This window comes from Nostoc sp. (genome assembly GCF_036917375.1).
Taxonomy (GTDB): domain Bacteria; phylum Cyanobacteriota; class Cyanobacteriia; order Cyanobacteriales; family Nostocaceae; genus Nostoc.
This window is the reverse complement of the sequence record NZ_JBALDN010000005.1, coordinates 1-26526: the sequence shown is the minus strand read 5'-3', so window position 1 is coordinate 26526 and position 26526 is coordinate 1. Positions and strand designations below refer to the sequence as shown.

Annotated in this window: 31 protein-coding genes and 1 pseudogene; 15 read left to right on the top strand and 17 right to left on the bottom strand. The window is 41.9% G+C overall.

The genetic code is table 11. From position 1 onward, the window contains the following. Positions 1-44 precede the first annotated feature (44 nt). The gene (locus V7K45_RS01290; protein ID WP_181931906.1) at positions 45-515 is read left to right on the top strand and encodes a hypothetical protein; all 471 of its coding nucleotides are present in this window, start codon (positions 45-47) and stop codon (positions 513-515) included. A gap of 33 nt (positions 516-548) precedes the next feature. On the opposite strand, the gene V7K45_RS01285 is transcribed toward V7K45_RS01290, so the two are convergent. The 5 genes from V7K45_RS01285 to V7K45_RS01265 all read right to left on the bottom strand — a co-directional run bounded on the left by V7K45_RS01285 (position 549) and on the right by V7K45_RS01265 (position 4750). After that, entirely contained in the window at positions 549-791 is a 243-nt protein-coding gene (locus tag V7K45_RS01285; protein WP_334999637.1) for a hypothetical protein, read from the bottom strand. Further along, complete coding sequence (locus V7K45_RS01280; protein ID WP_334699277.1) at positions 788-988, bottom strand: hypothetical protein; 201 nt, start codon at positions 986-988, stop codon at positions 788-790. Before V7K45_RS01280 ends, V7K45_RS01285 begins: the two co-directional genes overlap by 4 nt. A gap of 49 nt (positions 989-1037) precedes the next feature. Then, positions 1038-1676, bottom strand: a complete 639-nt coding sequence (locus tag V7K45_RS01275; protein WP_334999633.1) for a pentapeptide repeat-containing protein — start codon at positions 1674-1676, stop codon at positions 1038-1040. Further along, positions 1673-3070 (bottom strand): DICT sensory domain-containing protein, encoded by a 1398-nt coding sequence (locus tag V7K45_RS01270; protein ID WP_334999631.1) that lies wholly within the window; start codon positions 3068-3070, stop codon positions 1673-1675. The genes V7K45_RS01275 and V7K45_RS01270 overlap by 4 nt, the downstream gene beginning before the upstream one ends. 87 nt (positions 3071-3157) lie before the next feature. Continuing rightward, positions 3158-4750, bottom strand: coding sequence for a photosystem II high light acclimation radical SAM protein (locus V7K45_RS01265; RefSeq protein WP_334999629.1), 1593 nt, complete (start codon positions 4748-4750; stop codon positions 3158-3160). Between the two features lie 589 nt (positions 4751-5339). On the opposite strand from V7K45_RS01265, the gene V7K45_RS01260 reads away from it, so the two are divergent. The 4 genes from V7K45_RS01260 to V7K45_RS01245 all read left to right on the top strand — a co-directional run bounded on the left by V7K45_RS01260 (position 5340) and on the right by V7K45_RS01245 (position 7802). Next, positions 5340-5735 carry a DUF1830 domain-containing protein gene (locus tag V7K45_RS01260; RefSeq protein WP_322663524.1) on the top strand — a complete coding sequence of 132 codons (396 nt, stop codon included), beginning with the start codon at positions 5340-5342 and terminating at the stop codon, positions 5733-5735. A 169-nt stretch (positions 5736-5904) separates the two neighbouring features. Then, on the top strand, positions 5905-6366 hold the full coding sequence (locus tag V7K45_RS01255; RefSeq protein ID WP_334999625.1) for a DUF4079 domain-containing protein: 462 nt from the start codon (positions 5905-5907) through the stop codon (positions 6364-6366). Between the two features lie 68 nt (positions 6367-6434). Beyond that, positions 6435-7001, top strand: coding sequence for a hypothetical protein (locus V7K45_RS01250; protein WP_334999623.1), 567 nt, complete (start codon positions 6435-6437; stop codon positions 6999-7001). A gap of 27 nt (positions 7002-7028) precedes the next feature. Then, positions 7029-7802 carry an ABC transporter ATP-binding protein gene (locus V7K45_RS01245; protein WP_334999621.1) on the top strand — a complete coding sequence of 258 codons (774 nt, stop codon included), beginning with the start codon at positions 7029-7031 and terminating at the stop codon, positions 7800-7802. Between the two features lie 68 nt (positions 7803-7870). Here the strand turns inward: V7K45_RS01245 and V7K45_RS01240 are convergent, their stop codons facing one another. Continuing rightward, on the bottom strand, positions 7871-8644 hold the full coding sequence (locus V7K45_RS01240) for a response regulator transcription factor (protein WP_094349507.1): 774 nt from the start codon (positions 8642-8644) through the stop codon (positions 7871-7873). Between the two features lie 579 nt (positions 8645-9223). Between V7K45_RS01240 and V7K45_RS01235 the strand changes: the two genes are divergently transcribed. Continuing rightward, complete coding sequence (locus V7K45_RS01235; protein WP_194042008.1) at positions 9224-9472, top strand: DUF6761 family protein; 249 nt, start codon at positions 9224-9226, stop codon at positions 9470-9472. A 345-nt stretch (positions 9473-9817) separates the two neighbouring features. On the opposite strand, the gene grxD is transcribed toward V7K45_RS01235, so the two are convergent. From grxD to V7K45_RS01200, 7 genes are all read right to left on the bottom strand, one after another. Next, positions 9818-10141, bottom strand: coding sequence for a Grx4 family monothiol glutaredoxin (gene grxD, locus V7K45_RS01230; protein ID WP_334999617.1), 324 nt, complete (start codon positions 10139-10141; stop codon positions 9818-9820). Between the two features lie 87 nt (positions 10142-10228). Further along, a complete protein-coding gene (locus tag V7K45_RS01225; RefSeq protein WP_094349510.1) occupies positions 10229-10486 on the bottom strand; it encodes a BolA family protein in 258 nt (85 codons plus the stop codon). A gap of 227 nt (positions 10487-10713) precedes the next feature. Then, positions 10714-11322 carry a hypothetical protein gene (locus V7K45_RS01220; RefSeq protein ID WP_334999615.1) on the bottom strand — a complete coding sequence of 203 codons (609 nt, stop codon included), beginning with the start codon at positions 11320-11322 and terminating at the stop codon, positions 10714-10716. 751 nt (positions 11323-12073) lie between these two features. Next, positions 12074-12829: a lysophospholipid acyltransferase family protein gene (locus V7K45_RS01215; protein WP_334999613.1), complete on the bottom strand. Its 756-nt coding sequence runs from the start codon at positions 12827-12829 to the stop codon at positions 12074-12076. A gap of 112 nt (positions 12830-12941) precedes the next feature. After that, positions 12942-13427: a tRNA adenosine(34) deaminase TadA gene (gene tadA, locus V7K45_RS01210; protein WP_334999611.1), complete on the bottom strand. Its 486-nt coding sequence runs from the start codon at positions 13425-13427 to the stop codon at positions 12942-12944. A 356-nt stretch (positions 13428-13783) separates the two neighbouring features. Beyond that, positions 13784-14098 carry a glutaredoxin 3 gene (gene grxC / locus V7K45_RS01205; RefSeq protein WP_334999609.1) on the bottom strand — a complete coding sequence of 105 codons (315 nt, stop codon included), beginning with the start codon at positions 14096-14098 and terminating at the stop codon, positions 13784-13786. 175 nt (positions 14099-14273) lie between these two features. Beyond that, the gene (locus tag V7K45_RS01200) at positions 14274-14846 is read right to left on the bottom strand and encodes a DUF981 family protein (RefSeq protein ID WP_334999607.1); all 573 of its coding nucleotides are present in this window, start codon (positions 14844-14846) and stop codon (positions 14274-14276) included. A gap of 356 nt (positions 14847-15202) precedes the next feature. Between V7K45_RS01200 and glpX the strand changes: the two genes are divergently transcribed. The 4 genes from glpX to V7K45_RS01180 all read left to right on the top strand — a co-directional run bounded on the left by glpX (position 15203) and on the right by V7K45_RS01180 (position 19061). Then, entirely contained in the window at positions 15203-16240 is a 1038-nt protein-coding gene (gene glpX, locus V7K45_RS01195; protein WP_334999605.1) for a class II fructose-bisphosphatase, read from the top strand. Positions 16241-16480: 240 nt separating this feature from the next. Then, positions 16481-17767: a glutamyl-tRNA reductase gene (locus tag V7K45_RS01190; protein ID WP_334999603.1), complete on the top strand. Its 1287-nt coding sequence runs from the start codon at positions 16481-16483 to the stop codon at positions 17765-17767. Between the two features lie 99 nt (positions 17768-17866). Next, on the top strand, positions 17867-18427 hold the full coding sequence (locus tag V7K45_RS01185; protein ID WP_334999601.1) for a DUF2087 domain-containing protein: 561 nt from the start codon (positions 17867-17869) through the stop codon (positions 18425-18427). Positions 18428-18470: 43 nt separating this feature from the next. After that, entirely contained in the window at positions 18471-19061 is a 591-nt protein-coding gene (locus tag V7K45_RS01180; RefSeq protein ID WP_334999599.1) for a Uma2 family endonuclease, read from the top strand. Between the two features lie 71 nt (positions 19062-19132). On the opposite strand, the pseudogene V7K45_RS01175 reads toward V7K45_RS01180, so the two are convergent. From V7K45_RS01175 to V7K45_RS01165, 3 genes and pseudogenes are all read right to left on the bottom strand, one after another. Continuing rightward, positions 19133-19408: pseudogene (locus V7K45_RS01175) on the bottom strand (Uma2 family endonuclease); the annotation flags it as partial. A 76-nt stretch (positions 19409-19484) separates the two neighbouring features. Continuing rightward, entirely contained in the window at positions 19485-20267 is a 783-nt protein-coding gene (locus V7K45_RS01170) for an ABC transporter ATP-binding protein (protein ID WP_334936033.1), read from the bottom strand. Next, positions 20257-21390 (bottom strand): branched-chain amino acid ABC transporter permease, encoded by a 1134-nt coding sequence (locus tag V7K45_RS01165; protein ID WP_334999597.1) that lies wholly within the window; start codon positions 21388-21390, stop codon positions 20257-20259. Before V7K45_RS01165 ends, V7K45_RS01170 begins: the two co-directional genes overlap by 11 nt. Before the next feature lie 242 nt (positions 21391-21632). On the opposite strand from V7K45_RS01165, the gene V7K45_RS01160 reads away from it, so the two are divergent. The 3 genes from V7K45_RS01160 to V7K45_RS01150 all read left to right on the top strand — a co-directional run bounded on the left by V7K45_RS01160 (position 21633) and on the right by V7K45_RS01150 (position 24000). Further along, the gene (locus V7K45_RS01160; RefSeq protein ID WP_104907481.1) at positions 21633-21830 is read left to right on the top strand and encodes a hypothetical protein; all 198 of its coding nucleotides are present in this window, start codon (positions 21633-21635) and stop codon (positions 21828-21830) included. A 213-nt stretch (positions 21831-22043) separates the two neighbouring features. After that, on the top strand, positions 22044-22301 hold the full coding sequence (locus V7K45_RS01155) for a cytotoxic translational repressor of toxin-antitoxin stability system (protein WP_334999595.1): 258 nt from the start codon (positions 22044-22046) through the stop codon (positions 22299-22301). Between the two features lie 112 nt (positions 22302-22413). Further along, positions 22414-24000: a glucose-6-phosphate isomerase gene (locus V7K45_RS01150; RefSeq protein ID WP_334999593.1), complete on the top strand. Its 1587-nt coding sequence runs from the start codon at positions 22414-22416 to the stop codon at positions 23998-24000. Positions 24001-24299: 299 nt separating this feature from the next. Here V7K45_RS01150 and V7K45_RS01145 read toward each other — a convergent pair whose 3' ends face one another. Next, positions 24300-24959: a Nif11-like leader peptide family natural product precursor gene (locus V7K45_RS01145; RefSeq protein WP_334999591.1), complete on the bottom strand. Its 660-nt coding sequence runs from the start codon at positions 24957-24959 to the stop codon at positions 24300-24302. A 727-nt stretch (positions 24960-25686) separates the two neighbouring features. Between V7K45_RS01145 and V7K45_RS01140 the strand changes: the two genes are divergently transcribed. Then, positions 25687-25953 carry a ribbon-helix-helix domain-containing protein gene (locus V7K45_RS01140; protein ID WP_334999589.1) on the top strand — a complete coding sequence of 89 codons (267 nt, stop codon included), beginning with the start codon at positions 25687-25689 and terminating at the stop codon, positions 25951-25953. Further along, on the top strand, positions 25950-26252 hold the full coding sequence (locus tag V7K45_RS01135; protein ID WP_334999587.1) for a type II toxin-antitoxin system RelE/ParE family toxin: 303 nt from the start codon (positions 25950-25952) through the stop codon (positions 26250-26252). The genes V7K45_RS01140 and V7K45_RS01135 overlap by 4 nt, the downstream gene beginning before the upstream one ends. The last annotated feature ends 274 nt before the right edge of the window (positions 26253-26526 follow it).

Below are 26526 nucleotides of genomic sequence, written 5' to 3'. Positions count from 1 at the left end.
TTTTTAGAGATTAAACATCAAATAAATATTTAGGGTTAAAAATAATGGATTGTAGTCGTCTGGAATATATCAAAAATGTCAATGATGATAAAGATTGGGCGTATGAAAGCTATCCTGTTGGAGCTTACTTTCAGTTAAACTTTAAAAACTTTAAAGAGAGTGAGGGTGTACATACTCACGCCTTTAACTTACCAAAAGGATCTCTTATCATCCTTTCTCAAAAACCGGATGGGTACGACGAGCGATACTTGACGCACGTAGTTGAACTGGTTAATGAGGGAAGTGAAGATAAACCTCAATGGGAAATAGGTACATGGGGTATTTTCCGATGGGTTAAGGTTCATTGGATTGCTGATTTCAATAATCCCAGCCGTATTCCTCTTGATAAGAAGGAAATGAGAGCCAACTGGAGTTGGTATGACACTAAAGCTAAATTGTTGTCTAGTGAAGGCTTGATGAATCAGTGGGGCAGTATCGATGCATTAAGAGCGCACTTAGGAGAAGTTTTTAATTAAACGATCGCCATAATTCACCTTGCGCGATCGCACCTACGCCACATTTTTGACTGAGATAATTCCTTCACCACACCACTGGATTAGTAGCCATCTGTCAGAATCTTTATCCAGTGCTGGCTTGAGACGGAAGTTAAAAACCTCTTGCCATACCTCTATTCCATACTGGGATACAAAATCTGCTTCCAGTTCTTTAAACTGTTCCCATTGCCGATTGGCGATCGCGGTCAACATGGGAATGATTGCGGTGATTGAGACTTGGGCGGCGACGGGTGTCATTCTGGATAGTCCTCAAAAATACAAATAATCGGCATGGGTGGTTTTTTGGTGTTGATGATTTTAACCAACCGTTTACCCTTGCTTCTGGCAAGCGCAAAACAGGCTAACTCTGTTTCTGCTGCCGACCAATCCCTTGGATCTGTTACCGGGTCAAACTCTTCTTCATCTGAGTTGTTTGATTGGCTGTCATCGGTCATGCTTTGATTCCTTAATCGGGACTGCGACTAGGTACGGCTACACAAATTTTCACGCAAGCGTTTCAACCACAGTCCCCACCACACAAGCTTTATTCAAATTAACGCCGCTCAAATTTGTACCTTCTAACTCTGCACAGAGTAAATTCGCTCCTGAAAAATTAGCCCCTGCCAAATTCGCCCCCCGCAAGTCAGCTTCTTCGAGGTTTGCTTCACTCAACAAAGCCCCTTGCAAATCGGCGCGACTCAAGTCTGCACCTTTGAGATTTGCCCCTGTCAAGTTTGCACCGCGCAAGTCAGCGCCCCGCAAGTCAACGCCTTGCAAGTTCACATTCATCAAATTTGCACCACTCAAGAAAGCACCGATTAATGACACATCACTGAGTCTAGCTCCCATTAAGTTAGCACCACGCAAATTGCTACCTCGCAAGTCAGCGCCTGTTAAATCTGCTTGCATCAGGTTGGCTCCCATCAAGTTTGCCCGCAAGTCAGTTGCTTGGAGGTTGGCTCCCATCAAATTTGCCCCCTCCAAATGCCCTCCTTCGAGTTTAGAACCAGCAAAATTAGTGCCGACAAGGGTAGCGCCAGCAAGATTAATCCGGCTTAAATCGAGTTGGGAGAGTTCCTCGTCTTCTAAATTTGCCCCTGGAAGTTGTTTGAGTTTTCCTAATCTAATGGCTTCAATATTCATGTAAAATAACTACCAATCTGCTCGCTTATCTTGCTGTGGCTATCCCATTGGGAATCAAGTATCCAGATGCCGGCGCTGAATTTGGGTGTCATCAAGGGTAAGTCAAGTCCCTGTTGTAAACCCATTACTAATAAAGCTAGGGTATCTACAAGTTTAGGGTCAAAGCGGGTAGATTGTTGCTGTCTGCACTCATCTAAAGCTTGAGTAAATATCTGTTCCCGGCTTTGATTTGACGATTTTCGCTGATTGAGTCGCCACTGAAAATCTGCCAATAATGCCAAAATCCTCGACTCTAAAGGGATTTCATCTCCAGCTAAACCTGCTGGTTCCCCTGTACCATTCCACCACTCGCTTTGGTGAGTGATAATTTGGGCAACTGCTCGTAATCTTGGCATGGTTCGCAATACTTGCGCCCCTGGTACTAAGGGACAAGTTAAGGGAGAACTGGGAGCATCTTCTTGGTAGCGTGTGGATATACCGCCTGTGAGTACGCTTTCTGCTTTTTGTAATGGATCTATGCGATGTAACAAAGCCGCTAGCCGCAACCTCTTAATCTGCCATGCGGGAAGATCCAAAAGTTGGGCGATCGCTTCAGCCAGAACTACTATTTCCGCAGCTGCCATTGGATTGTTGACATCTGCCATATCCATCAGTTGCGCCATTCGCAAAAAGGCTTGAATTTCGTTAGAAACCAAGTTGCGATCCAGCGTTTGTTTCTGAAGTGCTGTAGGGATGGATAAATTCTCTTGCCCAGTCTGGAGGTAATCTACTACACGGGAGACAACTGCACCTAAATTTTGGGATCTGTCCATTGACGGTACAATTTGCTGTTTATTGCCTGTGAGTTTTTCCGCCAGTTCTGGGTTGTATTTTTTGATGTGAGCGATCGCGATTTCTGCTGTCTCTTGTACCAACTCTGGCTCAAATGTCCACAAGCCATAGAATTTGCGCTCTAAGTCCGATGTCGGTACTCCAGCGCTGCCATAATCAGCCTCTGATAATTCTTGACAAATTACCATTGCTGTGTATTTAGGCGATAAAATAATTAAGTGCCACTCTTGCGCCACTGGATCGCCTGCATCTAATCCCACTAAGTCTACATTGGGTAGCTGGCTGGTAGGATGTTCAGCAAAGCCAGATTCAACAGCAGCCATGATGGCAATTTGGCAACTACATTGGGCGATGTCTGCATATCGTTCGGCTTCTTGTAGATACCATTTACCTTGTTGAAAGGCTGTGATGACTAAGGGTGTACCGTCATCGGTTAAGATATGGTCTTCTAAAGCGTGGCACAGGGCAACTAAGGTATTTTTGTAATAAACACCGAATCGAATTGGCCTGGTGGTATGGCGATGAGCTGCTTCTAGTTTTTGTAGGATTGAACCTTCTAACATGGGATTTGGTAAAAATAACCGCAGAGGCACTGAGGAAGATAGAGGGAGAAATTCAAAATTCTGAATTTCTTCACATTTTAGTGTTTTCTAGGATACACCTGCTAACTGTTTTTCTTTCGTCTCTAATGGTGCTGTCAGTGCTGCTTCTAAGTCAGCACAACCCAGCTTTTCTTCTAAGATTTTCATGACTTCGCGCCCGAAATCGTTGGGGTTTTGTTGCCAAGCTTGCAAGCAGACTTCGCCGAAGAATGAACCAAGGGGTTCGGGATTCCAGAGAAGTTTTTTGGCTGTCCACGGCATCAAGCTCATTGGATCGTACCCTGGTTTGAGGATGCCTTCTTTGAAAGCGTATTCTTCCAAATGGGTATGGGGTTGTAGTCCAATAAAGAAGATGGCAGGTTCGACTTTATCTGCACCAAAAATCCGTTCTAGTTCGCGGTGGTAAGCGATGGTTTGGCGGATGGTTTCGGGACGTTCGTCAATGACGTTAAAGGAGTAGTTGACGGAAACTAAATCGTTGAAACCAGCGGCTTTTAAGTCACGGCAGTTTTGCAAAACGGTTCGCAAGTTATACCCCATCCGCATTTTTCGCACAAGTTCTTGAGAGCCACTAGTAATCCCGATTTCAAAGTAGTTCATCCCGGTTTTCGCCATCAACTCACACAATTCGGGTGTCAAATTGTCGGCTCTGATATATGCTGCCCAGTGAATATCTGTCATACCAGAATCGACGATTTTTTGCAATAGTTCTACGGCATCGGCGATAAATTTTTTCGCGGGGATGAATTGGGCATCAGTAAACCAGAAGTTGCGAATGCCGCGATCGTATAATTGGCGCATCTCAGCAACTACTTCATCTGCTGGGTTGATGCGTACTTGTTTGCCTTCGACGACAGTATAGACGCAATAACAACAGTTGTGAGGACAACCACGCTTAGTTTGTACACCTATATAAAAGTCTTGCTCTTGCAGGTAAAAGTTAAATTCTGGCCAGATGCTTTCGATATAGTCGTAGTTACAAGCTGTTTTTTCTATTGGGGTGGGTTGTTCGTGAATTAGCCGTTGACGTGGTTGAGTTTCTCCGGCAACGTAACAACGTTCATCTCGAAAATCTCTGCCACTTAAAAGTTTTTCCAGCAGGGTTTCGCCTTCACCCACAGAAATAATTGTCCCTTTGGGTAAGCTTTTACCCAATTGTTCGTAAAATACGCTGACTGCACCACCACCGACAACTACACGAGCATCAGAATTGTATTTTTGGGCACGGTTTAAACCGCGTTTGATTAAGCCCTGGTTTCGCCACAACTCTACATAATAAGCGATGAAGATTCGCAAACCGCCCAATCCGCCGCGTAGTTTCAATAGAGGATTCTTGGCGTAGTAAAATTCAAAAGCGTTTTGCAACGGGTTGCCACCACGTCCGCCAACTGGGGCATAAATTTGAATATCCCGCCAAGAAAATACTAGTAGTGTCGGTTTAAATTCATCAATACAGCGATCCAGAGCCGAACTGTAATCTAAAGGTGGCACTGTTCCCAAATCAAAGATGCGCTGTTCAATATTAGGAAACTGCTTGTGGACATGATCGCTCAGGTAGACAACCCCAATAGGAAAGATGGGGTTACAAGGAAGGCGAACGTAAAGAATTCGATTTTCCATCATCTGTGTTTTAACTTCCATCTTGCCAATCTGTGGAGAAAGCGAGAAAAACATTCAGTTTTAAAGTGTGTGCTTGTTTTATTTGGTTTTATTTATCGCAATCATGCTTGACATTTCAGCCGATTATTGATACACCCTCACCTGCCGTTAACAAGTGCGGAAAACGCTAAAATTGCTGTGCATAAAACATACATGGAATCTATAGAGAGCTTTATGAAGATATTTTTTCATATAGCTTTACCATAACATCGAGTTTATTCATTAAGCGATGATCCCTGCCGATTAATCCTGGGATAGATGAAAGAGCAAAACCCACTTCCTCGCTATGCTAAAAGCTAGGGGATCGTTGTTATGTCAATTCCCTAACAATCTGCTTTCAGAGAATTGAAACTTTTATACCAGCAAAAAATATCAAAAACTTTTATTTATAGTGTATAATTCCGAAAAAGGTGTGAATAATTACAAAAATTTCATAACTGAAAATATATCTTTAGACAGAAATAATCTACAAAGACTCAGTTGGTATTCGCAGTTACAACAACTGGGGATCAGTGGGTGCTAGGCTTGGCTAGTGTAATGTAAAATTGTGGCGTAAAGCTCCTCAGCAGTTATGGCTCAAATATTAGATCCTCTACCACCTGAGCAATCAGGAAAAATTCTCTGCTGCTACATTAATGCCACGAGCAAAATACAGGTAGCTCGCATCTCCAATATTCCCAACTGGTATTTTGAAAGGGTTGTTTTCCCTGGACAACGTTTAGTTTTTGAAGCTCCGCTAAAAGGTCAAGTGGAGATTCATACAGGGATGATGGCAAGTGCAATTTTATCCGATAAGATTCCGTGCGATCGCCTGATGCTCGAAGAACCCAGTACTAATGAGTTTGATACAGACTCATCAGATGAAAAAGACCCTTTTAATACCAAACTAATGGTGCAGCAAATTAATACAAAAATTGGAGATACTACAAAACCCTTGCAAATCCTTGGTTTAGCCTCGGTTGATTAAAAAAAACAATTTTATCTAAATTTAAGGGTTGCTAATTTAGCAGCCCTTTTTGTTTATTATTTATTGGGAATTGGGCATCCCTTCGGCTCCGCTCAGGGCAAGTGGGCATGGGGCATTGGTTATTTTACTTGTCTCTCTTGTTGCCCTCATCTCATTTACAATCATTCTTATGAATCTGCCTTCATTTCTTTGGTTGTGGAAAATAGCGGCCTGGTCGATGGGGTTGTCCCTGCTGGCATATCTAATGTTAGCAATCACCGGCGTTTGGATGTTTCGGGCGAGAACTTCGCAACAATTTCCTTTTATTACGCCATTTATGGGCGGTAATAAAGGGGTGCGATCGCTTCACTATACAATGGGCATCAGCATGGTAAGTTTAGTGCTACTACTGCTAGCGATCGGCATCGTTGGCACTTGGGGACACTTTGGTTCTTTAGGTCACTCGTCACACTTAATCGCTGGATTGATAGTCGTAGCATTAGTTTTACTATCTGCTTTCAGTGCCACCCAAATTAGTGTCAGACGACCTTGGGCTAGACCCTTACACATCGGCGTAAATATTATTCTATTTATCGGATTTGCCTGGGTGTCTCTTACTGGTTGGATTGTAGTGCAGAAGTATTTACCGTGAATTGCCATACATCAACTACCAGGGACATAGACCTAGCCTACAATGAAGGAAAGCATTGTAATTGAGCCGTGACAGCAAACTCAGCCAATATCTCAGCTTCTGTTTTTCGTCTGTCTCCTTTGATTCGGATAACGTTGCTGAGTCTATACATAGCACTCACAGTCCCCTTACCTTTTTTATCGCAGGTAACAGCGGCACCCGTACCTCCAGAATTATTGTGGGTAGGGATTGGCATCGGTTTAGTTGCCTTGTACGCGGTATTAACTGAACAAGTAATGGTAGATGACCAAGGAATTCAGGTTACTTACCCCGCCTGGGTGCCGAGCTTTTTTCGTAAAGGCTGGTCTTTACCTTGGTCAGAGGTGAAAGAGTTAAAACCCCGCAGTACTGGACAAGGAGGGCTAGTTTATTACTTCCTCAGCCAGGACGGGAAAGCTTATTTACTACCGATGCGTGTAGCTGGATTTGCCCGTTTGGTGCAAATTGTCCAAGCAAAAACGAGTATTGACACCACAGATGTTCGCCCTTTAGCGCAGCCCTGGATGTACCTGATTTTACTAGTATTCACACTGCTGCTACTATTAGTCGATGGCTGGGCGATCGCTACAGCTTTAACTAGTACACAATTAACTTAGGTTATTTCTCTGCAATCCTCAGTCCCGTTGAATACAGCAAAAGCCATACTCAGGCTAGAGCAAGTTAATCTGTTTACAAAGCTGAAAACCCAACTTCCCGGCAATCAGCAAGGATATCCCATATTGCAGGATATTTCCTTAGAGGTATTTCAGGGCGATCGCATTGCCATTGTAGGCTCAGTAGGCGCTGGGAAAACTTCGTTATTACGCCTCATCAACCGCTTAATTGAACCCACCAGTGGTAAGCTCTATCTAGAAAATCAAGAATATCGCCAAGTTCCCGTCATCCAGCTACGGCAGATGCTTGTACTTGTATTGCAAGAGTCAAAGCTGTTGGGGATGACAGTTGGGCAATCCTTGGCTTATCCTTTAGTCTTGCGTGGTTTGCCCAAACAGACAATTCAGCAACGAGTTAATCATTGGACAGACCAATTGCATATTCCCAATGAATGGTTAGAGCGAACAGAGGTGCAACTTTCTGCGGGACAACGACAACTAGTAGCGATCGCTCGTGCCTTAGTCATCCAGCCTAAAATATTATTATTAGACGAGCCAACCTCTGCCCTTGATCCTGGTACGGCTTCTCATCTAATGCAAGTCTTAACCCAGTTGAGTCAAACTCATCAAACCACAATTCTGATGGTAAATCACCAACTGGAACTAGCCCAGATGTTTTGCACTCGGTTATTACACCTACAACAAGGTCATTTATTCGCAAATCAAAGAGCCTCAGAGATAGACTGGATTGAATTACGGAAAAGCCTGATTCAAGCAGCAGCTCAAGACGATTTTGGATTTTAAATTTTGGATAAGACAGGAATCAGGAATCGTTCTCTTACTCCCCGTCACCCCAATGCCCAATGCCCCATTCACACTTGACTACTAGTAAGTGTTGAACGTTGATTATTAAATCTCTCTCTAGCTAACTTTGTTGTTTGTGACTGTGAAATATTGGTATTCAAAATTTCCATGTTAAAACGGTATCCAACATTGCGGATAGTTTGAATCAAATTAGGTTGCCGAGGATCGAGTTCAACCTTTTTCCGCAGCGATAAAACGTGAGTATCAATGGTACGAGGGTTATCGATAGCGTCAGGCCAAGCACGACGCAGCAATTCCGATCTACTTAGAGGTACTCCCCCAGCTTGTGCTAAAACGTACAGCAAACTGAATTCCTGGGGCGTTAAGTCAATAAACTCCCCTTGGAAACGGACACGACGCTGAACTAAATCGATTTGCAAAGTGCCATAATCCAGATAAGCTGGTGCAGTAGGTGTACGCTTCCGGCGAATCAGTGCCTCTACCCGTGCTAAAAACTCTTGCATCCCAAAAGGTTTGCTCAGGTAATCATCTGCACCCGCCTTTAAACCTGCGACTATATCAGCTTCACTATTACGGGCAGATAGCATTAAGATTAGAGGCTGTTGCTGACGATGCAACCAACGACAAAACTCAATGCCATCACCATCAGGCAGGTCTGCATCTAAAACTACCAGTGTTGGTTGATGGCTTAAAAATACTTCCCTTGCTTGATAAATACTGGCAGCTTGATGCACGCGGTATTCCAGTTGTTGCAAGTGCCAACCCAACAACGACCTCAAATGGGGATTCCCCTCAATGATTTCTATACAAACCGAACCCACGGCGGCAAGACCCCTTAGCGTCGATGACTTTCAAAGTAACAAGCCCATCTCTAAGGTTTTGTAGCCTTTGTTACTTCAACTGCCATTAACTTTACATTTCCTAATAAAATCAGTGGCAATATATTTAATTTATGCCTTGCCAATAGGCGATTAGAAATATTATTAAATTTTTATTAAATTTTTCGAAAGTTTTGTTAGACTTAATGAAAAGTTCTTTTAACTTAACATTTTGCTTTTAGATGGGGGTAATGTGGCAAATATCTATAACCCAACCAGCTAACAACAACAGCTTTTCAACCTGATGGTACAAGTGGATTTTTTCGCAAAAACTTAGTACTCCCATCCAGGAATATAACATCAATACAATTGGGCTGTGATTGTGAAAATCAAAAAAATAACTTAAACAGCTAACTAGAATCGATGTTTTCTGGAATAGGATTAAAGTAGCTTGTAGCTGCTATGAGGGTAATACCCAAAGTAGATGTGTTGACTTTGAGTTTATGCCAAAGTGAAATTACACTTCACTTTTTAGCGTGAATCATTTACAATTCTCATTCCAAAGAGATTAATACAGCAGTTATGCTCCAAGACACACAAACCATCCGCTATTACCAAAGACTTACCGATGCCTTCATCGAGCTATGGAATCGCGGTTATCGCACGGATGATATGCGGATGTATTTGGATGGATATCTAGCCGCACTGCGACATAGCAATGTCATTGAACCTTATCTGATTCATCGCCTAGAAGAGGAAGCCAGCCGCTTCTTGTACGATGGATCGAACTTTGCAGTGCCGCAACCACAGCCACAACCCGATTACTACTAAGTACCATTTACCTGGTCATTGCTAGTAACCGTTAATTACCGCAGATGATTATAGCAGATTATCTGTATTGGTCAACGGCTGTCGTGGTGTGAAATTTTGGAGATATTGTATTGATTAAACGCATCCCCTCAGCCCTATATTGGTTTTGCCAATTAGACTGAGGGGATTGTTGTCTAGCAATAAAATCAAGTGCAACAAAGAGTATTTTTGTCAGAAACCGATTAAAAAACCCTTGAAAGGGGAAAGAAATAGTATCTCTCCTTTCAAGGATATTAAAAACGGCACATTACCTTGATTGCGAAGTGCAAATTCAGCAACATACCCTTTATTTTGGGTAAAGAGAGCTTAAGAAGCTAATGCTACTTCTACCTTTTGCTGCAATTCACCTTTTTGGTACATTTCAATCAAAATATCAGAACCGCCAAGGAATTCACCATTGATATACACTTGGGGGATTGTCGGCCAGCTAGAGTATTCTTTAATACCTTGACGAATTTCCGGGTCTGATAAAACGTCAACTGTCTCAAAGGGAACTCCCAAAGTATTGAGAATCTGCACAACGTTGTTGGAGAAACCACATTGGGGCATTAACTTGTTTCCCTTCATGAAAACTAAAATCTTGTTTTCTTGTAGCAAGCTATCAATTTTGTCTTTGAGTTCTGGTGTCATGGTATTTATGTTTCCTATGTTGGATTCAACAGTGAGAAGTGAAAAGTGAGGAGTCAAAATTCATAACTCCTAACTTCTGACTCTTATTTACGAAGCTGCTGTTGCTTGCCAAGCTTCGGGAGTGTATGTTTTCACCGCCAAGGCATGAATCGCTTCAGTTGACATAGCTTGACCCAACGCACCATAAACTAACTGGTGCTGTTGCACTAGTCCTTTACCTGCAAAGTGCGATGAAACTACTGTCACCTGATAGTGGTCGCCGCCACCAGTCAAGTCTTGCACCTGAACCTGTGCGTCTGGCAGTCCCGCCTTGATCATTTCCTCAACCTGTTGCGGACTAATCATCGCAATTCCTGAAAAAACTTACTTTTCTATTATTAACAGATATAGCGCAAATGCCTGTGCCAACTTCAGGCTTTGGCAAGGCTGTAGATAAACCCGCTTCTGAGGTGTATTGCTTGAGAACGCTCAGGTTTTGGTTACGGCGGATAGCTCTATCCTAGCACTGGGGCGTTCCCAAGCGACTGATTAGGGAGATGGGGATAGGGAAAAACAGGCAACAAAAATTTAATTTATTTTTTTGGGGATGAAGAGGATGAACTACCACCTTCTCTAGGATAGGGAGAATCAACAAAACCCAACTCAAATAACTGTTTATAGGCTTTCTTGCCTAAATCCCGCGTCGGATTTTGACTCTTAATTATTTGAATCAACAATGGTACAGCTAATTCTGGCTGATTTTGTGCCCGATGTACCAATGCTAGCTGAAAGGTGGCTTCATCTCGCTTTTGGGCTGTTAATAGAGCTTTTTGACGCTGAGAATCAGAAACTCTGTTGTCAATTCCCGAAAAGCTAGAATTTAACTCTTGATAAAAATTAGATAGCTGATTATAAACTTGACGTGCTTCTTGCAGTTTCTTGGCAGCTAAGGTGTAGTTTTGAGCAGAAACGGCTTGTTCTGCATCTTTTACTAAGCGATCGCCACCTGCAATGCTCAAAAGGCTGTTACTTTCGGTTATAGGGCGGAGGTTATTAGGATCGTTGGGGTCAATGGGTTGTGGTTGGCTGGTAGTGCCTGGTGACTGTGATACCTGAGCATTCACAGGTGATAGCAGGCTGAGGACTGCTATAACTGATAAAACAGTACGGTGCATCAAGGTAACAGCGACAGCAGTGTTCATGGGATCAATTAGTGCGACAACTATACAAAAGAGTTATGGAAACTTCGGGTATCTTAACTCTGTTTTGGCCTTGGACAAAGCAAAGTTACATCCTAAGTATCTCTGATTTAGACTAAAAATCAGTTTAATAGAGTTCCCATTACCCCTGTATACCAACTAACTTATATCGCTGTGATGAGTGATACCTACGGGAGAGTGCGTTACCATCTGCTTAACTACCAGCTTTCCTCCCCAATAATTATCTCAGGTTAACTGGGATATTTGGCAGGAGAATTTTCTCAAAGCACTGTTTGAAGTATTTGCGTGGGCGTAGCCCGCACTTCGGCTCCTTTCCTTTCGACTTCGCTACCTCGGCTCCGCTCGGCACAAGTCAAGGCAAGTCGCTCAGTGACCGCCGTAGGCATCGCACCAAACTAGTTCAGAATAGCCATGTCTTCAGTCGGCGCTTCCCAACTTTTATTTAACTGTCTGACCAAATGTGAAAATATTTATCATCCAGCAATTCAGTAGTTGGCAGACAATTAATTAGCTATTGGCTCAAAAAAATGCCAATTTGGCTGAATATATTATCAATAGAGGGTAATTTATATTTATATATATACATCCTCAAAGGTTGCAAAAGACTACTAATCTTTTCTGACTTACTCAGGATGAATATAGCAGTTAGCAATTAGTGTCAAATATTGAAAAGGTGCAGTTTCCGAATTATGCACGGTCAATGATTAAGAGATAATTTTGATGTTTGACTACATCAAGAATTAGTAATTTCTGCAAATGCGTGATTAGTAACTTTTGTTTCTTGATGGCTCAATTGTTGCAGTGCCTTTGCTAAATCAGTTGTGATGCTTTTTGCATCTTGTTTTATACAGCCATTCATATGATCCGCGACTTTAATTGGGGAGCCAATGTCAATACTTACATCTGTACCCCAATTGGGATAAGGTTGGCTGTAGTTAATTCCTATAGGTATAATTTTCACTCCCAGCCCGGAATGACTAGATTCAGCACTCAAAGCAAGACGAGCAATTCCCGGTTTCAACTGATGAACTTGGCCATCACGAAAAATGTTGCCTTCTGGAAAGATTACCAGGGTTTTGTGCTGCTGAAGTAGCTCTACTCCATGTCGTAGTGTGCGGATTGATGGATGCTTAGAATTTACAGGAAACCCCCCCAAACGTTGGACAAACCAGCCTTGCAAACCTTGGCATTCGTCAACTGTTACCATAAATCGCAAGTCTTGCTTTCTCAGACAAGCGGTAGCGTAGGGTACAAGCAAGGCATCCCAACGCGCCCGATGGGTAGGTGCGAGGATTACAGGCCCAGTTGTGGGGATATTTTTTTGTCCGGTTATTCTAATTTGTCCAAAGAATAATGGTAATAGGCAGTGACGCCCTAATAAATATGCCAGAGGACTTAACCAAGGAGAAACCCTTGAGGTAGTACCAGCTACCTGATGATTTGCTGGTGTGTGCTGGCAGGTATCGGATGAAGAGTAAAATTCCATCATGACGGATGCAGCTGATTGACGGGTAAAATTTAACGAAAAGTCTGATTAGTTACACCGTAGATTCTCTTGCGTGACTTGTCTGGCACTAGATGGACAGTTTTACCTCTGTCCGTTAGTTTACCTTACGTCGCTTAGTAGCAAACCAAGCCTGTAATTGTCGACGACAAGCTGACTCTAGAATGCCTCCGATGACTTGGAGACGGTGGTTAGAAGCAGCACTATCGGGGATGTTAATAACTGTACGAATTGCGCCAGTTTTTGTATCGTCTACTCCATATACCAGTAATCCTAGTCGTGATTGGACGATCGCACCTGCACACATCGGGCAAGGTTCAAGAGTTACATAGAGGGTGCATTCATTAAGATGCCAATTTTGTAAAGTTGTTGCCGCTATCTTAATAGCGAGAATTTCCGCATGAGCGGTAGGATCTTTGTCACGCTCTTTTCTGTTTTCTCCTTGTGCTAGCAATTTGCCTGTTGAATCAATGATAACAGCACCTACAGGGACTTCACCTGCATCTCCTGCTGTTTTTGCTAATTCTAAGGCATAACTCATCCATTGTTGATGTATAAGATATTCTGTGTATTTAGTTAGCATATTCTTATCAATATAAAAGTTTCAAAATTCCACACATTTTCTAGGATGAGTATCTTTCCTATCCAACAAGAAATAAAAGGGAAAAGGTTAAAGGGGAAAGGGGAAAGGGATGATGATTGTCGCGCCACTTGCGGGCGTTAGCGGAGCGGGACGCAGTACGGTTTTTACCTTCCCCATAAAATTTGGATTATTTCGCCCCACTTGCAGGCGAGGTTTTTACCTTTCCCCCAACCCCAGTCCCCCTTCCCCTTCTTTATAAAAAGCATATAGCCCGCAGGCTAGAAGTCTGGGGCTAAACAAATCAAAATTCTTAAATTTAGCGTTACCAAACCAGCCATTGGGGGCTAATTTGATTTCTAAATAACGGCTTGGGCTAAAAGGGGATCGAGTTGACTTTGTGTGTCTAGCTGATAGAGGTCATCGCAGCCGCCAATGTGCTGGTTATTGATAAAAATTTGTGGTACGGTACGGCGACAGTTGGCGCGTTCTGCCATTTTCGCTCTGGCTGCTTCGTCGCCGTCGATTTTGTATTCAGTGAAATTTACACCTTTCCACCACAGCAGCATTTTGGCTCGAATGCAGTAAGGACAAGTTTGCCAGGTGTAAAGTTCGACGTTGGCTTTGACTCGCTCTGGATGGCGATTTAAAAGGGGATTAAGAAAGTCCAGCATATTTTTTTAAACAAGATTTTAACTATGTCTCTAGCCTAGATCATTAGACACCTTGCAAAAGTAACAAATGCCAAGATATTGAGGTGCATGTTAAAGGTTACTAAGTTTGGGAAAATTCCATACCTTTTCCCTTTTCCCCTGCCCCTTTTCCCTACTTCTACAATAAGTCTATTGCTTACCGCATCGGCGCTGGAACCCACTTTTGGAAACCCTCTAAATGATTCCAGTAAGCTAAATATCCAGTCAATGCCCAAATTAGAGCGGCTAATATCAGCACTGCTACGCCAATGAGCCGCCAAGTTCGGTTGGTTTTCCAATAAAGAGTTGGTGCTGCAAAAATACCGCCTAATCCAGTTAAAATAAAGCCGATTCCCGATAAAAGCGGTTGCTTTGTCAAATTTAAGTTGATGATACGGATACCGACTACGATCGCAACTGCACCAGCAAAGAAGCCGTAAATGGCGATTGTCAATAAATCCCAACCTTGAGCAAGAGAAATCGCAGCTGCCACAAACAAGATTCCAAATAGGACACTCGTCTCACCGAAGGCAATGTTAAAGCTGCCCATTACTGGCCAGGTGAAGCTCATGTGTAAACCAGTCGTGAGTGCGATCGCACCCGTAATCCCGAAACCGGGAATCCACTGTCTTTGATTAGAACTATCTATACCACGATACACATAGTCAGCCAGTAGAAATAGCCCAGCTACCATATTGATCAACATGAGTGTGATGTAGTCGATAAACACGATTCACCTCTGAATTTGACAAGCTATTTACTCTGCGCCTCGTTTTTTAGTTTTTAGTTAATTTACCATCTTTTTTTCTTTATTATTTTATACCTAAAGATAAACACTGAATAACAGTAATGTTCTAGATATACATTGCTACCCATTTGTGCTAGTTCTTAACTTAGTTGCTTTTGAACAGGCTTTATACTGGAGTAATTAGGAGTGAAAAATTAAGATGTGTTAACTGGCACTTTTTTAACGAGTTAGCAGTAAAACTTAACTTTCTTCCACGTGTATCCGCCCTTTGGTAGACTTGAAAACTGAAATAGCCAGATGAAACGACGGAAATTCAAGCAGCTGAGAGGGCAGACTCTGTGGAAAATACACTTGGGTTAGAGATTATTGAAGTAGTAGAGCAAGCCGCGATCGCATCCGCAAAGTGGATGGGTAAAGGCGAAAAAAACATCGCTGACCAGGTAGCTGTGGAAGCTATGCGGGAGCGGATGAATAAAATCTATATGCGGGGTCGCATTGTGATCGGGGAAGGCGAACGCGACGACGCGCCAATGTTATACATCGGGGAAGAAGTTGGTATTTGTACTCAACCAAATGCCGAAGCTCTCTGTAACCCTGATGAATTAATCGAAATTGACATCGCCGTTGACCCCTGTGAAGGTACGAACTTGGTAGCTTATGGACAACCTGGTTCGATGGCTGTGTTGGCAATTTCTGAAAAGGGTGGATTATTTGCTGCTCCTGACTTTTACATGAAGAAGTTAGCAGCACCTCCGGCAGCCAAGGGCAAGGTAGACATCAACAAGTCAGCAACAGAAAACCTGAAGATTCTCTCTGAGGTTTTAGATCGGGGTATTGATGAACTTGTAGTAGTAGTTATGAAGCGCGAACGCCACAACGATTTAATTAAAGAAATTCGTGAGGCTGGAGCGAGAGTCGCCCTAATTTCAGACGGTGATGTGGGTGCAGCTATCAGCTGCGGTTTTGCTGGAACTAATATCCACGCGCTGATGGGTATTGGTGCGGCTCCTGAAGGTGTAATCTCAGCAGCAGCAATGCGTGCTTTGGGTGGACACTTCCAAGGTCAACTGATTTACGATCCAGCAGTCGTAAAAACAGGTCTGATTGGAGAAAGCAGAGAAGCCAATATCGATCGCTTAAAGTCTATGAATATCAATGACCCCGATAAGGTCTATGATGCTCATGAATTGGCATCTGGTAAAACTATTCTGTTTGCTGCTAGCGGCATTACCAGTGGTAATCTCATGCAAGGTGTACGTTTCTTCAACGGCGGAGCCAGAACTCAAAGCTTGGTAATTTCCAACCAGTCGAAAACTGCTCGATTTGTTGACACAATTCACTTGTTTGGCGAACCCAAGACTCTCCAACTGAACTAATTTTTAGGGAATGGGGAATGGTAAAAGTAGAGGTGAAGCATTAGGAAATAAATCTTTCTATAAAATGGAAAAATAGTCAACCAAATGCTTCATCGTTACACTAGTTAGTAGTTAGTATTTAGTGATTAGTTATTGTTTATTAGTTGGAAAAATTATCAACCAATAAACAAAAATTCCCCATTCCCTATTCTCACTCAATGCCCTATTTTCAACTACCAACTAGTAACTACGATTTAGCAAATGAATATAGCAGTGGTGGGGTTAAGCCATAAAACAGCCCCAGTAGAAGTCCGGGAAAAACTGAGCATTCCAGAACCACAAATTGAAGGTGCGATCGCTCAACTGGCCAGCTATCCCCATATTGATGAAGTTGCAATTCTTAGTACTTGTAACCGTCTAGAAATTTACATTGTCACCAGTGAAGCAGACCAAGGTATCCGGGAAGTAACGCAGTTTCTTGCGGAATACAGTAAATTACCCGTGTTTTCTCTGCGACAACACTTGTTTATGTTGCTGCATGATGATGCCGTGATGCACGTTATGCGGGTAGCAGGTGGTTTAGATAGTCTGGTACTTGGAGAAGGTCAAATTCTGGCTCAGGTGAAGACTACTCACAAACTGGGACAGCAATATAGTGGTATAAAAACCATTTTGAATCGATTATTTAAACAAGCGCTGACAGCTGGTAAGCGGGTTCGCACTGAAACTAGTATTGGTACTGGTGCTGTCTCTATCAGTTCGGCAGCTGTGGAATTAGCACAGATGAAAGTGGCAAATTTGGCAGCTTGCCGAGTGGTAATTCTCGGTGCTGGTAAAATGTCGCGGCTACTGGTGCAACATCTAATTTCTAAAGGTGCTGTGGAAATTAGTATTGTAAATCGCTCTCGCGATCGCGCCCAAGAATTAGCAAAGCTATTCCCTCAACAACCGATCAATATTCATCCACTATCGGAAATGATGAGCGTAATTGCCGATAGCGATTTGGTGTTTACAAGTACTTCGGCAACAGAGCCAATACTTGACCGTGCCAAATTAGAAATGGTTTTAGAAGTTCAGCGCTCTTTAATGTTATTTGATATTTCTGTGCCGCGTAATGTTCATGCGGATGTAAATGAATTGGAAAATGTGCAAGCGTTTAATGTGGATGATTTGAAGGCAGTAGTAGCGCAAAACTACGAAAGCCGTCGCAAGATTGCACAGGAAGCCGAGAGACTTTTAGAAGAAGAAGTGGAAGCCTTTGATATTTGGTGGCGCAGTCTGGAAACTGTTACCACTATTAGCTGTCTGCGAAATAAAGTCGAAACCATCCGCGAACAAGAGTTAGAAAAAGCTTTGTCGAGATTGGGTTCGGAATTCGCCGAAAAACATCAAGAGGTAATCGAAGCATTAACGCGGGGAATTGTCAATAAAATTTTACATGACCCGATGGTGCAATTGCGATCGCAGCAAGATGTTGAAGCTAGACGGCGCTGTATGCAAACTCTGCAAATGCTGTTCAACCTCGATGCCGAGGAACAATTTAGTTAAATTTAACAACAAAATCCCCGGCTTCTGTGAAAAGTTGGGGATCTGAGCTTTCAATTAGATATACTTCTAATTAGATAGATGTCTAATTAGAAGTTAGTTATGCAACCAGAGCAATTTAATATTTTACTGCGCTTTTTCAAGGCATTAGCGGATGATAGCCGATTGAAGATTGTAGGTATCCTGGCAAATCAGGAGTGCAGCGTCGAAGAATTGGCGGCACTACTGCAACTCAAGGAACCGACGGTATCTCATCATTTAGCGAAACTTAAAGAGCTAAATTTGGTGATAATGCGTCCTGAAGGTAATAGCCGTCTATATCAATTGGATAGCGAGGCTTTGCAAAGCATCAGTAAGGAAATTTTCACACCTGAGAAAATGGCATCCTTGATTGAGGATGTGGATACTGAAGCTTGGGAAAGCAAAGTGTTGAAAAACTATTTCGAGGGTGAATACCTTAAGGAAATCCCTGCTAGTCGCAAAAAGCGTCTAGTAATTCTCAAGTGGTTAGCAAACCAGTTTGATGTAGGAGTCAACTACCCTGAACGCATGGTAAATGACATTCTTAAACGCTACCATCCCGACTGCGCCACCCTGCGACGAGAGTTCATCGCTTGCCAGTTAATGCAGCGAGAGAATGGGATTTATTGGCGTACAACATAGATATGAAAGATGAATAAACCGCACAATCATAGGTTGTATTTTTATGCAGTTAGAAACACAAAAATTTTCTTATACACCTGAAGAGTATTTAGAAATTGAAGAAAAAGCAGAATATAAAAGCGAATACCGTGATGGAGAAATTGTACCGATGACGGGTGGCACTACAAATCATAATAAAATTGCTTTAAATTTAGCTGCATCCTTAAAAATTGCTTTAAGGCGTAAAAATTATGATGTTTATATTGGTGATGTGCGTTTATGGATACCCCGTTATCGGCAGCATACTTATCCTGATGTGATGGTGATTGAGGGACAGCCTATTTATACAGGAACTAGCACAACAACAGTTATGAACCCGATGTTAATTGCTGAAGTTTTATCGAAATCGACTAATAATTATGACCAAGGTGATAAGTTTCTTTATTATCGCTCTATTGCTGAATTCAAGGAATATATTTTAATTGACCAATATCAGTATCATGTGATGCAGTATGTAAAAACCGCGGAAAGTCAATGGTCATTCACTGAACTTGAACACGAATCTGCAACCTTATCACTGCAAACGGTTAATTTTCAAATTGAATTGCGCGACCTATATGAGCAAGTAAATTTTACTGAAAATAACGAAGATTAAAAAATAAAGCTCTGATTCATCCAACAAAATTAACTTAGAATTGTTAAGCGAGTAGCTACCAAAATCCTTGACTAAATTTGTGTTTCTTCCTCGGTAAAGATAGGAGGCCACAATTCAGTAACGGGCAATTCCCAACCGGGAAAAAGTTCTGGTATGGTTAAAATATCGCCATTTTCTAAAACTGTTGGTTCGCCTGTAGAGCGATAAATTGTAACTGTCTCTTCATCCGGGTCAATTAGAATACCGACGATCGCTCCTAATTCTATAAATTTCAGAATTTTGGCTGCTATAAGTTTAATTTTATCGCTCTGAGATTTAATTTCTACCACCAAGTCAGGGACAAGTTCCCTACCAGTGAATCAGAGCAAGAATAAAAGCCTCTCCCTGTGTGGGAGAGCTTTGGAGGAGAAAGTCAATCACACTTTATTTTCCCAAATAAGCTTCTAGAACTTTGGGATTAGTTTGAATTTCTGCGGGTGTACCATCAGCTAAATTTTGCCCTTCAGCAAGCACCCAAACACGATCGCACAAGGACATAACAACATCCATATTGTGTTCGATAATCAAAAAGGTCATCCCATCTTGCCGATTCCAAGTGATAATGCGATCGCAAATATCATCAATCAGTTTCGGATTTACCCCAGCCGCCGGTTCATCCAACAAAATTAACTTGGGATTCGTCATCAACGCTCGTCCCATTTCCAGCAGCTTACGTTGTCCACCAGACAAGCAACCAGCGTAATCGTGTGCTTTTTTTGCCAAGCCCACTGATTCTAATAGGTACATTGCTCGCTCTTGCAGTTGCTTTTCTTCCTTAGCAACAATGTGCGGTTGCAACTGTACCTGCCAAAAATTTTCACCCGTTTGTTTTTGCGCCGCCAGTAGCATATTTTCTAACACCGACAACCGCGAGAGAGTCCGTGCAACCTGAAAAGTGCGGATTACTCCTTGCTGGGCGATTTGATATGGTTGTAAATTGTGAATCGGTTCGCCATCAAAAATTACTCTTCCTTTATCAGGGCGAATGAAGTTTGAGAGTAAGTTGAATAAAGTAGTTTTACCAGCACCATTGGGGCCAATCAAGCCCGTAATACTGCCTTTAGCAACTTCGATTCTTGCCTCATTAACTGCTTTGACACCACCAAAGCTTTTAGAAAGTCCAGTGGCTGCCAAAAGGGGAAGTGGGGATGAATAGTTATTTACCAAGGGTGAGTTCCTCTTTTTTCCCTAAGATACCTTGAGGACGCCAAATCATCAGTACCATCAAAATTAATCCGATTACCATGATGCGAAATGCACCCAAACGTGCTTCGTCAAGAGAAACGATTCTGGGTAAGACTTCTCGCGTCAGCGCATCGTAAGCAAAGAAAATTACCGCACCTACGATTGTGCCAACATTATTCCCAGAACCGCCTAAAATCACCATAATCCAAGTGTCAAAGGTTATCTGCGGTTGAAAATTATCGGGGTAAATGGCGCTGAGTTGCCAAGCGAAGAAAGCACCAGCGATACCTGCGATCGCACCTCCAAGCATGAGAGATTGTAATTTATACCAAAATACATTTTTCCCTAGCGCCTTGGGAATTTCTTCATCTTCGCGGATGGCTTTGAGAATTCTACCCCAAGGCGATCGCACCAAAATTTCTAAGCGCCAGTATACAAATGCTAAAACCAGCAGCAACACCAGCATTAAACCCGCTTTTGGGTTGTAGTTATACAGTCCAATAACTCCAGAAATATAAATCGCTGCTGCCAAAAGTGCTAACACAATTCCCACACCCAAGCGGGATATAAATTCTTGCTTGCTAGTTGTCCTTTTGCCTAAATCAGTAGTCCGAGATATTTGAGTGGTACGAATCCATTGCCACAACGTAAAGAAAGTTACAGCAGCCAGCAGCGTTAAAAGCCCAATCATTACTAATCTCACAAACAAACTTGGCTCTGTAGATAGGGGTATGGGATAACTTTGTACGCCAAACGCACCAGAAATCCAGGTGTCACCCACAGGTAATTCCTGATTATTCACCACCAAACGAATTAATTCGCCCGTCCCAATGGTGACAATTCCTAGATAATCTTCTCGTAAACGGAGAGTTACAAAACCAATTATCAAACCCAATAAGGCAGCAACAATTGCCCCAGCCAGTGCTGATACAAGTAGGGGTACGCCCTTTAAGCTTAACAATACCGTTGTATATGCTCCCAGAGTCATGAAAGCAATATGACCAAAGTTAATTAATCCCGTAAAGCCCCACTGTAAATTCAGTCCTAGTGCGAATAGAGCAAAAAGTGCCGTAGAAATTGCTAAGAAAATTAGATAGTCAACCATATTAAATTATTTAGGAATTGGGCAAAACAGTTCCGAGTGCTGAGTGAGGAGTGCTGAGTGCTGAGTGAGGAGTGCTAAGTGAAGAGTTAGGAGTTACGAATTCTCCCTCTCCCCTGCCCCCCTGCCCCTCTGCCCCCCTGCCCTCTTCCCTGGGCGAATAAATTTTAGCGTAGCTTGAGCGTAGCTAATTTTATGGGAATACTATTTATTGTTGGTGTTTGGTGGTAGGGAATAATTGACGTATGAATTTGCTGCGACTTAGAATGCATCACTTAATCGAGCAATTAGGCGATGACGATTTGCAAGACATTTGGAATGTTCTTGAAGCTTTACATTATGACTTTTATATGCTCAAAGCGATACAAAAAGTCAAGCGATCGCAGCAACCGTGGGATATCTTAACCCATGAAGAAGCGGTCAGACTGTTGATGTTTTTCTGAGTCAGGAGTGCTGAGTGCCCAGCAGTAGCCCATAGTTACAACTAAGGGATTAGTTAGGATTAAGAAGAAATTTATTTATTATTTAGAACTAAAGTCAGAGGATTTAGATCCATATACTGAATTGTAAGTCTTAGTACTGGTTCTTGACTCAGCACTCAGCACTTTCAACTCAGCACTCTTTGACCCCTCAAGTTTTGGTGAAGGTAACGCCCAGTGAGTCTGGAAATGCGCTATGCCAGGTCTTTTTTGCTAGACCTGAAGAATTTAGAACCTGCCGCCTACGAGCGGGTGCATGATTTTGTTTTTATAGAGTTAGCCCAAAAGTGGCAACTGACTGATTTAAAAGAACTGCGACAGCTTGATAATGAAGGCATTTTTCACCGCTTCACCCTGGATAATTACCTGATTGGTATAGAAATTAGGGGTGAAATTGTGAAATTTCTGCGTGTCATCCCTATGCCAGATGTTTAAAGTCAAGAGTCAAGGGAACACTTAAAACTGTAAACTGTATAAGGCTAGGCAGGGATCGCTATAACCTTACATTAAACTGGTTTTTGAAAAACACTTTATTTGAGATTTCCCTATGGATGCTAGGGCACTTTGGCAACGATACCAAAACTGGTTATATTTCCACGAGGGATTGGGACTGTACTTAGACATAAGTCGGATGCGGTTCGATGATGCCTTCGTGGATTCGTTGCGGCCGAAGTTTGACAAGGCGTTTGCGGATATGGCTCAACTAGAGAAGGGTGCGATCGCAAATCCCGACGAGAACCGCATGGTTGGACACTACTGGCTGCGAAATCCTGATTTAGCGCCAGCTCCAGAACTTACACAAGAAATAGTTCAAACTTTAGAACAAATCGAAGCCTTTGCGGAAAAAGTCCAAACAGGTGCTATTCATCCTCCTAGAGCAAGCCGCTTTACGGATATTATCTCCATTGGTATTGGTGGTTCCGCTCTCGGTCCCCAATTCGTTGCGGAAGCTCTCGCTCCTGATTTCCCGCCGCTGAAAATTCACTTTATCGATAACAACGATCCCGCAGGTATCGATCGCGTTCTCAATCATCTCCGAAATAGCCTCGCCAGCACTTTGGTATTGGTGATCTCCAAATCTGGGGGAACGCCGGAACCGCGCAACGGCATGATTGAAGTTAAAAAAGCTTATGCCGGACACAATTTGGAGTTTGCCCAATATGCGGTAGCAATTACTAGCGTTGATAGCAACCTCGATAAGCTGGCCAAAGATGAAGGTTGGCTGGCCAGATTTCCGATGTATGACTGGGTAGGTGGACGCACCTCAGAAATGTCTGCTGTAGGGCTAGTACCAGCGGCATTACAAGGCATTGATGTTCGCGCTATGCTAGATGGCGCCAAAGAGATGGATGACGCTACCCGCGTCCCAGATGTGAAAAATAACCCAGCAGCCTTGCTTGCTTTGTCTTGGTACTTTGCAGGTAATGGAAAGGGCGAAAAAGATATGGTTGTTCTACCTTACAAGGACAGCTTATTTTTATTCAGTCGCTATTTGCAACAGTTGGTGATGGAATCCTTGGGCAAGGAAAAAGACTTAGACGGCAACGTTGTCCATCAAGGTATCGCCGTTTATGGCAACAAAGGCTCAACAGATCAACACGCTTACGTCCAGCAGTTACGCGAGGGTGTAGCGAATTTCTTTGCTACCTTCATCGAAGTGTTGGAAGATCGTCAAGGGCCATCTACTGAAATAAATCCTGGAGTTACATCAGGCGATTATCTTTCCGGTTTTCTCCAAGGAACCCGACAAGCGCTTTATGAAAATCACCGCGATTCAATTACAGTCACCATTCCCCAAGTTAATCCCCGAACTGTAGGGGCATTAATTGCTTTGTACGAACGTGCTGTTGGTTTATATGCTAGTTTGGTCAACATCAACGCCTACCATCAACCAGGTGTAGAAGCTGGCAAAAAAGCTGCCGCCTCCATTCTCGATTTGCAAACACGAGTGGTAGCAGTGCTACAAAAAGAAAAAACTCCCCTTACTCTTGACGAACTCGCCGAGAAGGCAGGCGCATCAGACCAAGTTGAGGCAATTTACAAGATTTTGCGTCACATCCATGCCAATCAGCGGGGTGTAGTTTTACAAGGCGATCTACAGAAACCCGGTAGTTTGACCGTTTCTGCTAGCTGATAGCCATAATCTAAATCTCAGATTTTGTCCAGAATTGTTGTCTCAACAACAATTTTTTATTGTGAAGCATCCTAAATAGAAGATATATCTTCTGTCTAGGATGCTTCACTGTATAATTCGTAATTAAGTTTTATCACTCAATACCGTTTCGTCTAATACCAATTTGAAAAATGATTGCGACAGATGGAAAATTGAAACACTTATCCAATGGATGTTTCACAATCCAAAATCTAAAATCTAAAATCCAAAATGGTATAAGTATTGCTTTTTTCTTTTCCTTTGCCTAATTACGAATTATTTTAATTATGAAGTGCCATCAGGCGTTGATTAAAGTAACTCTTGGGTAAAAAACAGCGATCGAGTAAAAAAGGATTGTTGAGATTTTGAGATAAGAAAGTACTGGGTTTATCCCGATGACAAAATGGTGGCACAATTCCCCAGTGTTCTGCTAGCCAAATCCAGTATCCGGTTTCAATTTTGCCGTAGCTTGAGACCGTAAGAATCTCACCAACGCTGTTGTTAATAGATACTAAATCTGATGATGATTTAATGTCAATTAATAGCCAAGCTAACTCATCTACAGAAAAGTAATAGCCATTTTCGGCAGCGATGTCGATGAATTGCTGTGGCTCTTTAGCTATTAGTAATTCTTCTTTGAGAGATGGCGTTTTTTGGGCAATATCAAAAAGATCCCAAATCTGTCTTCTGGTAACTAGAAACCAGGCGAGTTCTTCTGCGGTCAGATTGTAACCGTTTTCTCTTGCTAATTTGAGAAATGGCTCAAGGCTATCTGTTTCTGCTAGTTGACTTTTTAACTGGAAAGTTTGCTCTACTAATGACAAGAAATCAATAATCTTTTGCCATGTCACTTTGTCAAAGTTTTTGTTAACTTTTATTTTTTCTTTCCAATAGATGTATTTATCTTCTTTAAGAAAGAAATTCCAAATTTGATAATACATGGGTCATCTTGCCTAAGTTTTCAACTTGTTAGGGATTTATCATTAATGAACACCAGTGTAGTAAGTATAATGTGTTTCTTCGACAGTACTAAGCCTGTAAATGAAACTACACAGTGGCTAAGTATGAACTTTTTGTAAAGTTTATAACCACAAATAGTATTTACTGAGAAAAAATCAAAGCTTGCGATGCCTTGTGATAGGCTACAACTAAGATTTTATTGCTTCTCATAAAATAAAATTAAGTCAATAGATAGTATTAATTATTCATGAAGGAATTAATTGCAAAGCAATCTGCACTTTAGTTATTTTGAAAAGAGCCGCATACTCATACGGAGAAGAAAGCTAAGTATACTGTATTTTTGAGAAAGCACAGAGATAAATAAAAAGTATATTTTGTTGCTAGTTTTTTAGTAAAATTGCTTAGAAGATAAAAGCGATCGCCTGTATCTTCCTGTAAACTAAAATTAAAGCAGCATTAAAAAATGGGGTTAGTGAATTATCAGGCTTGTATCTTAACTTTAAGATAAATGCGATGCCTATGGCTGGCTACGCCTACGCACTTCAGTTATTTTTAAACGAACTGCCAAGACGCAGAGAACGCAGAGAGAAAAAAAAAGATATATTGTACTATCTTTAATTAATAGGTCAATCGATCGCTATTCAAATTATTTGATTTTAAATATTGTTACAATAAGGTTAAAACTGTCAATAAACAGAAATATAAATCATGAATATCCAAATTAAACCTGAACTTGAGCAAATTATCCAAGCGCAAATTGCTACAGGTAGATATGCAAATCCCGAAGAAGTTATTAGTAAAGCCTTGAAGTTACTATTAGAGTGGGAAAAAGGTTATCAGCAATGGGTTGAAGAAACACGCGACAAAGTTGAGGTTGCTATCGATCAACTGGATAGAGGGGAAGGTATTGATGGAGGAGTTGTAGTTGAACAATTGCGAGAAAAACTGCGTAAAGCGAGAGAATTACAAGGATGAAGCAACATATTATCTCTCCAAAAGCCAGTCAAGATTTATCAGAAATTATTGATTATTTTATCAAGATAAATATTGATGCTGGGGAGGATTTTATTAATAAGTTTGAGAAAAAGTGTAAATATTTAGCCAATTTTCCCAATATGGGACGTAGCTACGGAAATATTAAATCTGATTTGCGCGGCGTTCCTTTGGATAATTATATTATTCTTTATCGACTTATAAATAGTGGAATTGAAATTGTCCGTGTAGTTAGTGGTTATCAAAATTTAGAATCTTTATTTGCAGAATCAGATGAGTAAGTTGATATTTGAGTTTACTGCTAATTATCTCCTGGCTTTAGCTAGGTCTACACGCTTCAGTTATTTTTTAACTAACCGCCAAGACGCAGAGAACCAGAGAGAAGAAAAGAGATATATTGTACTATCTTTAATTAACTAGTAAATCGCGAAGAAAGTAAAAGCGATCGCTCTTCCAATCACAGGGTTAGCGCGTCTCAAACCCTATTGACAGATGGATTCTAGCTCCTGTGTTGAGTTTGGGAGAGCCGCCGCCAACACAGAAACCATGTACTGA

Bases quoted from the DNA above. Each gene is read 5' to 3' on its own strand.
- V7K45_RS01290 (WP_181931906.1), top strand. From the start codon at position 45: ATGGATTGTAGTCGTCTGGAATATATCAAAAATGTCAATGATGATAAA.
- V7K45_RS01285 (WP_334999637.1), bottom strand. From the start codon at position 791: ATGACACCCGTCGCCGCCCAAGTCTCAATCACCGCAATCATTCCCATG.
- V7K45_RS01280 (WP_334699277.1), bottom strand. From the start codon at position 988: ATGACCGATGACAGCCAATCAAACAACTCAGATGAAGAAGAGTTTGAC.
- V7K45_RS01275 (WP_334999633.1), bottom strand. From the start codon at position 1,676: ATGAATATTGAAGCCATTAGATTAGGAAAACTCAAACAACTTCCAGGG.
- V7K45_RS01270 (WP_334999631.1), bottom strand. From the start codon at position 3,070: ATGTTAGAAGGTTCAATCCTACAAAAACTAGAAGCAGCTCATCGCCAT.
- V7K45_RS01265 (WP_334999629.1), bottom strand. From the start codon at position 4,750: ATGGAAGTTAAAACACAGATGATGGAAAATCGAATTCTTTACGTTCGC.
- V7K45_RS01260 (WP_322663524.1), top strand. From the start codon at position 5,340: ATGGCTCAAATATTAGATCCTCTACCACCTGAGCAATCAGGAAAAATT.
- V7K45_RS01255 (WP_334999625.1), top strand. From the start codon at position 5,905: ATGAATCTGCCTTCATTTCTTTGGTTGTGGAAAATAGCGGCCTGGTCG.
- V7K45_RS01235 (WP_194042008.1), top strand. From the start codon at position 9,224: ATGCTCCAAGACACACAAACCATCCGCTATTACCAAAGACTTACCGAT.
- grxD (WP_334999617.1), bottom strand. From the start codon at position 10,141: ATGACACCAGAACTCAAAGACAAAATTGATAGCTTGCTACAAGAAAAC.
- V7K45_RS01225 (WP_094349510.1), bottom strand. From the start codon at position 10,486: ATGATTAGTCCGCAACAGGTTGAGGAAATGATCAAGGCGGGACTGCCA.
- V7K45_RS01220 (WP_334999615.1), bottom strand. From the start codon at position 11,322: ATGAACACTGCTGTCGCTGTTACCTTGATGCACCGTACTGTTTTATCA.
- V7K45_RS01215 (WP_334999613.1), bottom strand. From the start codon at position 12,829: ATGATGGAATTTTACTCTTCATCCGATACCTGCCAGCACACACCAGCA.
- tadA (WP_334999611.1), bottom strand. From the start codon at position 13,427: ATGCTAACTAAATACACAGAATATCTTATACATCAACAATGGATGAGT.
- grxC (WP_334999609.1), bottom strand. From the start codon at position 14,098: ATGCTGGACTTTCTTAATCCCCTTTTAAATCGCCATCCAGAGCGAGTC.
- V7K45_RS01190 (WP_334999603.1), top strand. From the start codon at position 16,481: ATGAATATAGCAGTGGTGGGGTTAAGCCATAAAACAGCCCCAGTAGAA.
- V7K45_RS01185 (WP_334999601.1), top strand. From the start codon at position 17,867: ATGCAACCAGAGCAATTTAATATTTTACTGCGCTTTTTCAAGGCATTA.
- V7K45_RS01180 (WP_334999599.1), top strand. From the start codon at position 18,471: ATGCAGTTAGAAACACAAAAATTTTCTTATACACCTGAAGAGTATTTA.
- V7K45_RS01165 (WP_334999597.1), bottom strand. From the start codon at position 21,390: ATGGTTGACTATCTAATTTTCTTAGCAATTTCTACGGCACTTTTTGCT.
- V7K45_RS01160 (WP_104907481.1), top strand. From the start codon at position 21,633: ATGAATTTGCTGCGACTTAGAATGCATCACTTAATCGAGCAATTAGGC.
- V7K45_RS01150 (WP_334999593.1), top strand. From the start codon at position 22,414: ATGGATGCTAGGGCACTTTGGCAACGATACCAAAACTGGTTATATTTC.
- V7K45_RS01145 (WP_334999591.1), bottom strand. From the start codon at position 24,959: ATGTATTATCAAATTTGGAATTTCTTTCTTAAAGAAGATAAATACATC.
- V7K45_RS01140 (WP_334999589.1), top strand. From the start codon at position 25,687: ATGAATATCCAAATTAAACCTGAACTTGAGCAAATTATCCAAGCGCAA.
- V7K45_RS01135 (WP_334999587.1), top strand. From the start codon at position 25,950: ATGAAGCAACATATTATCTCTCCAAAAGCCAGTCAAGATTTATCAGAA.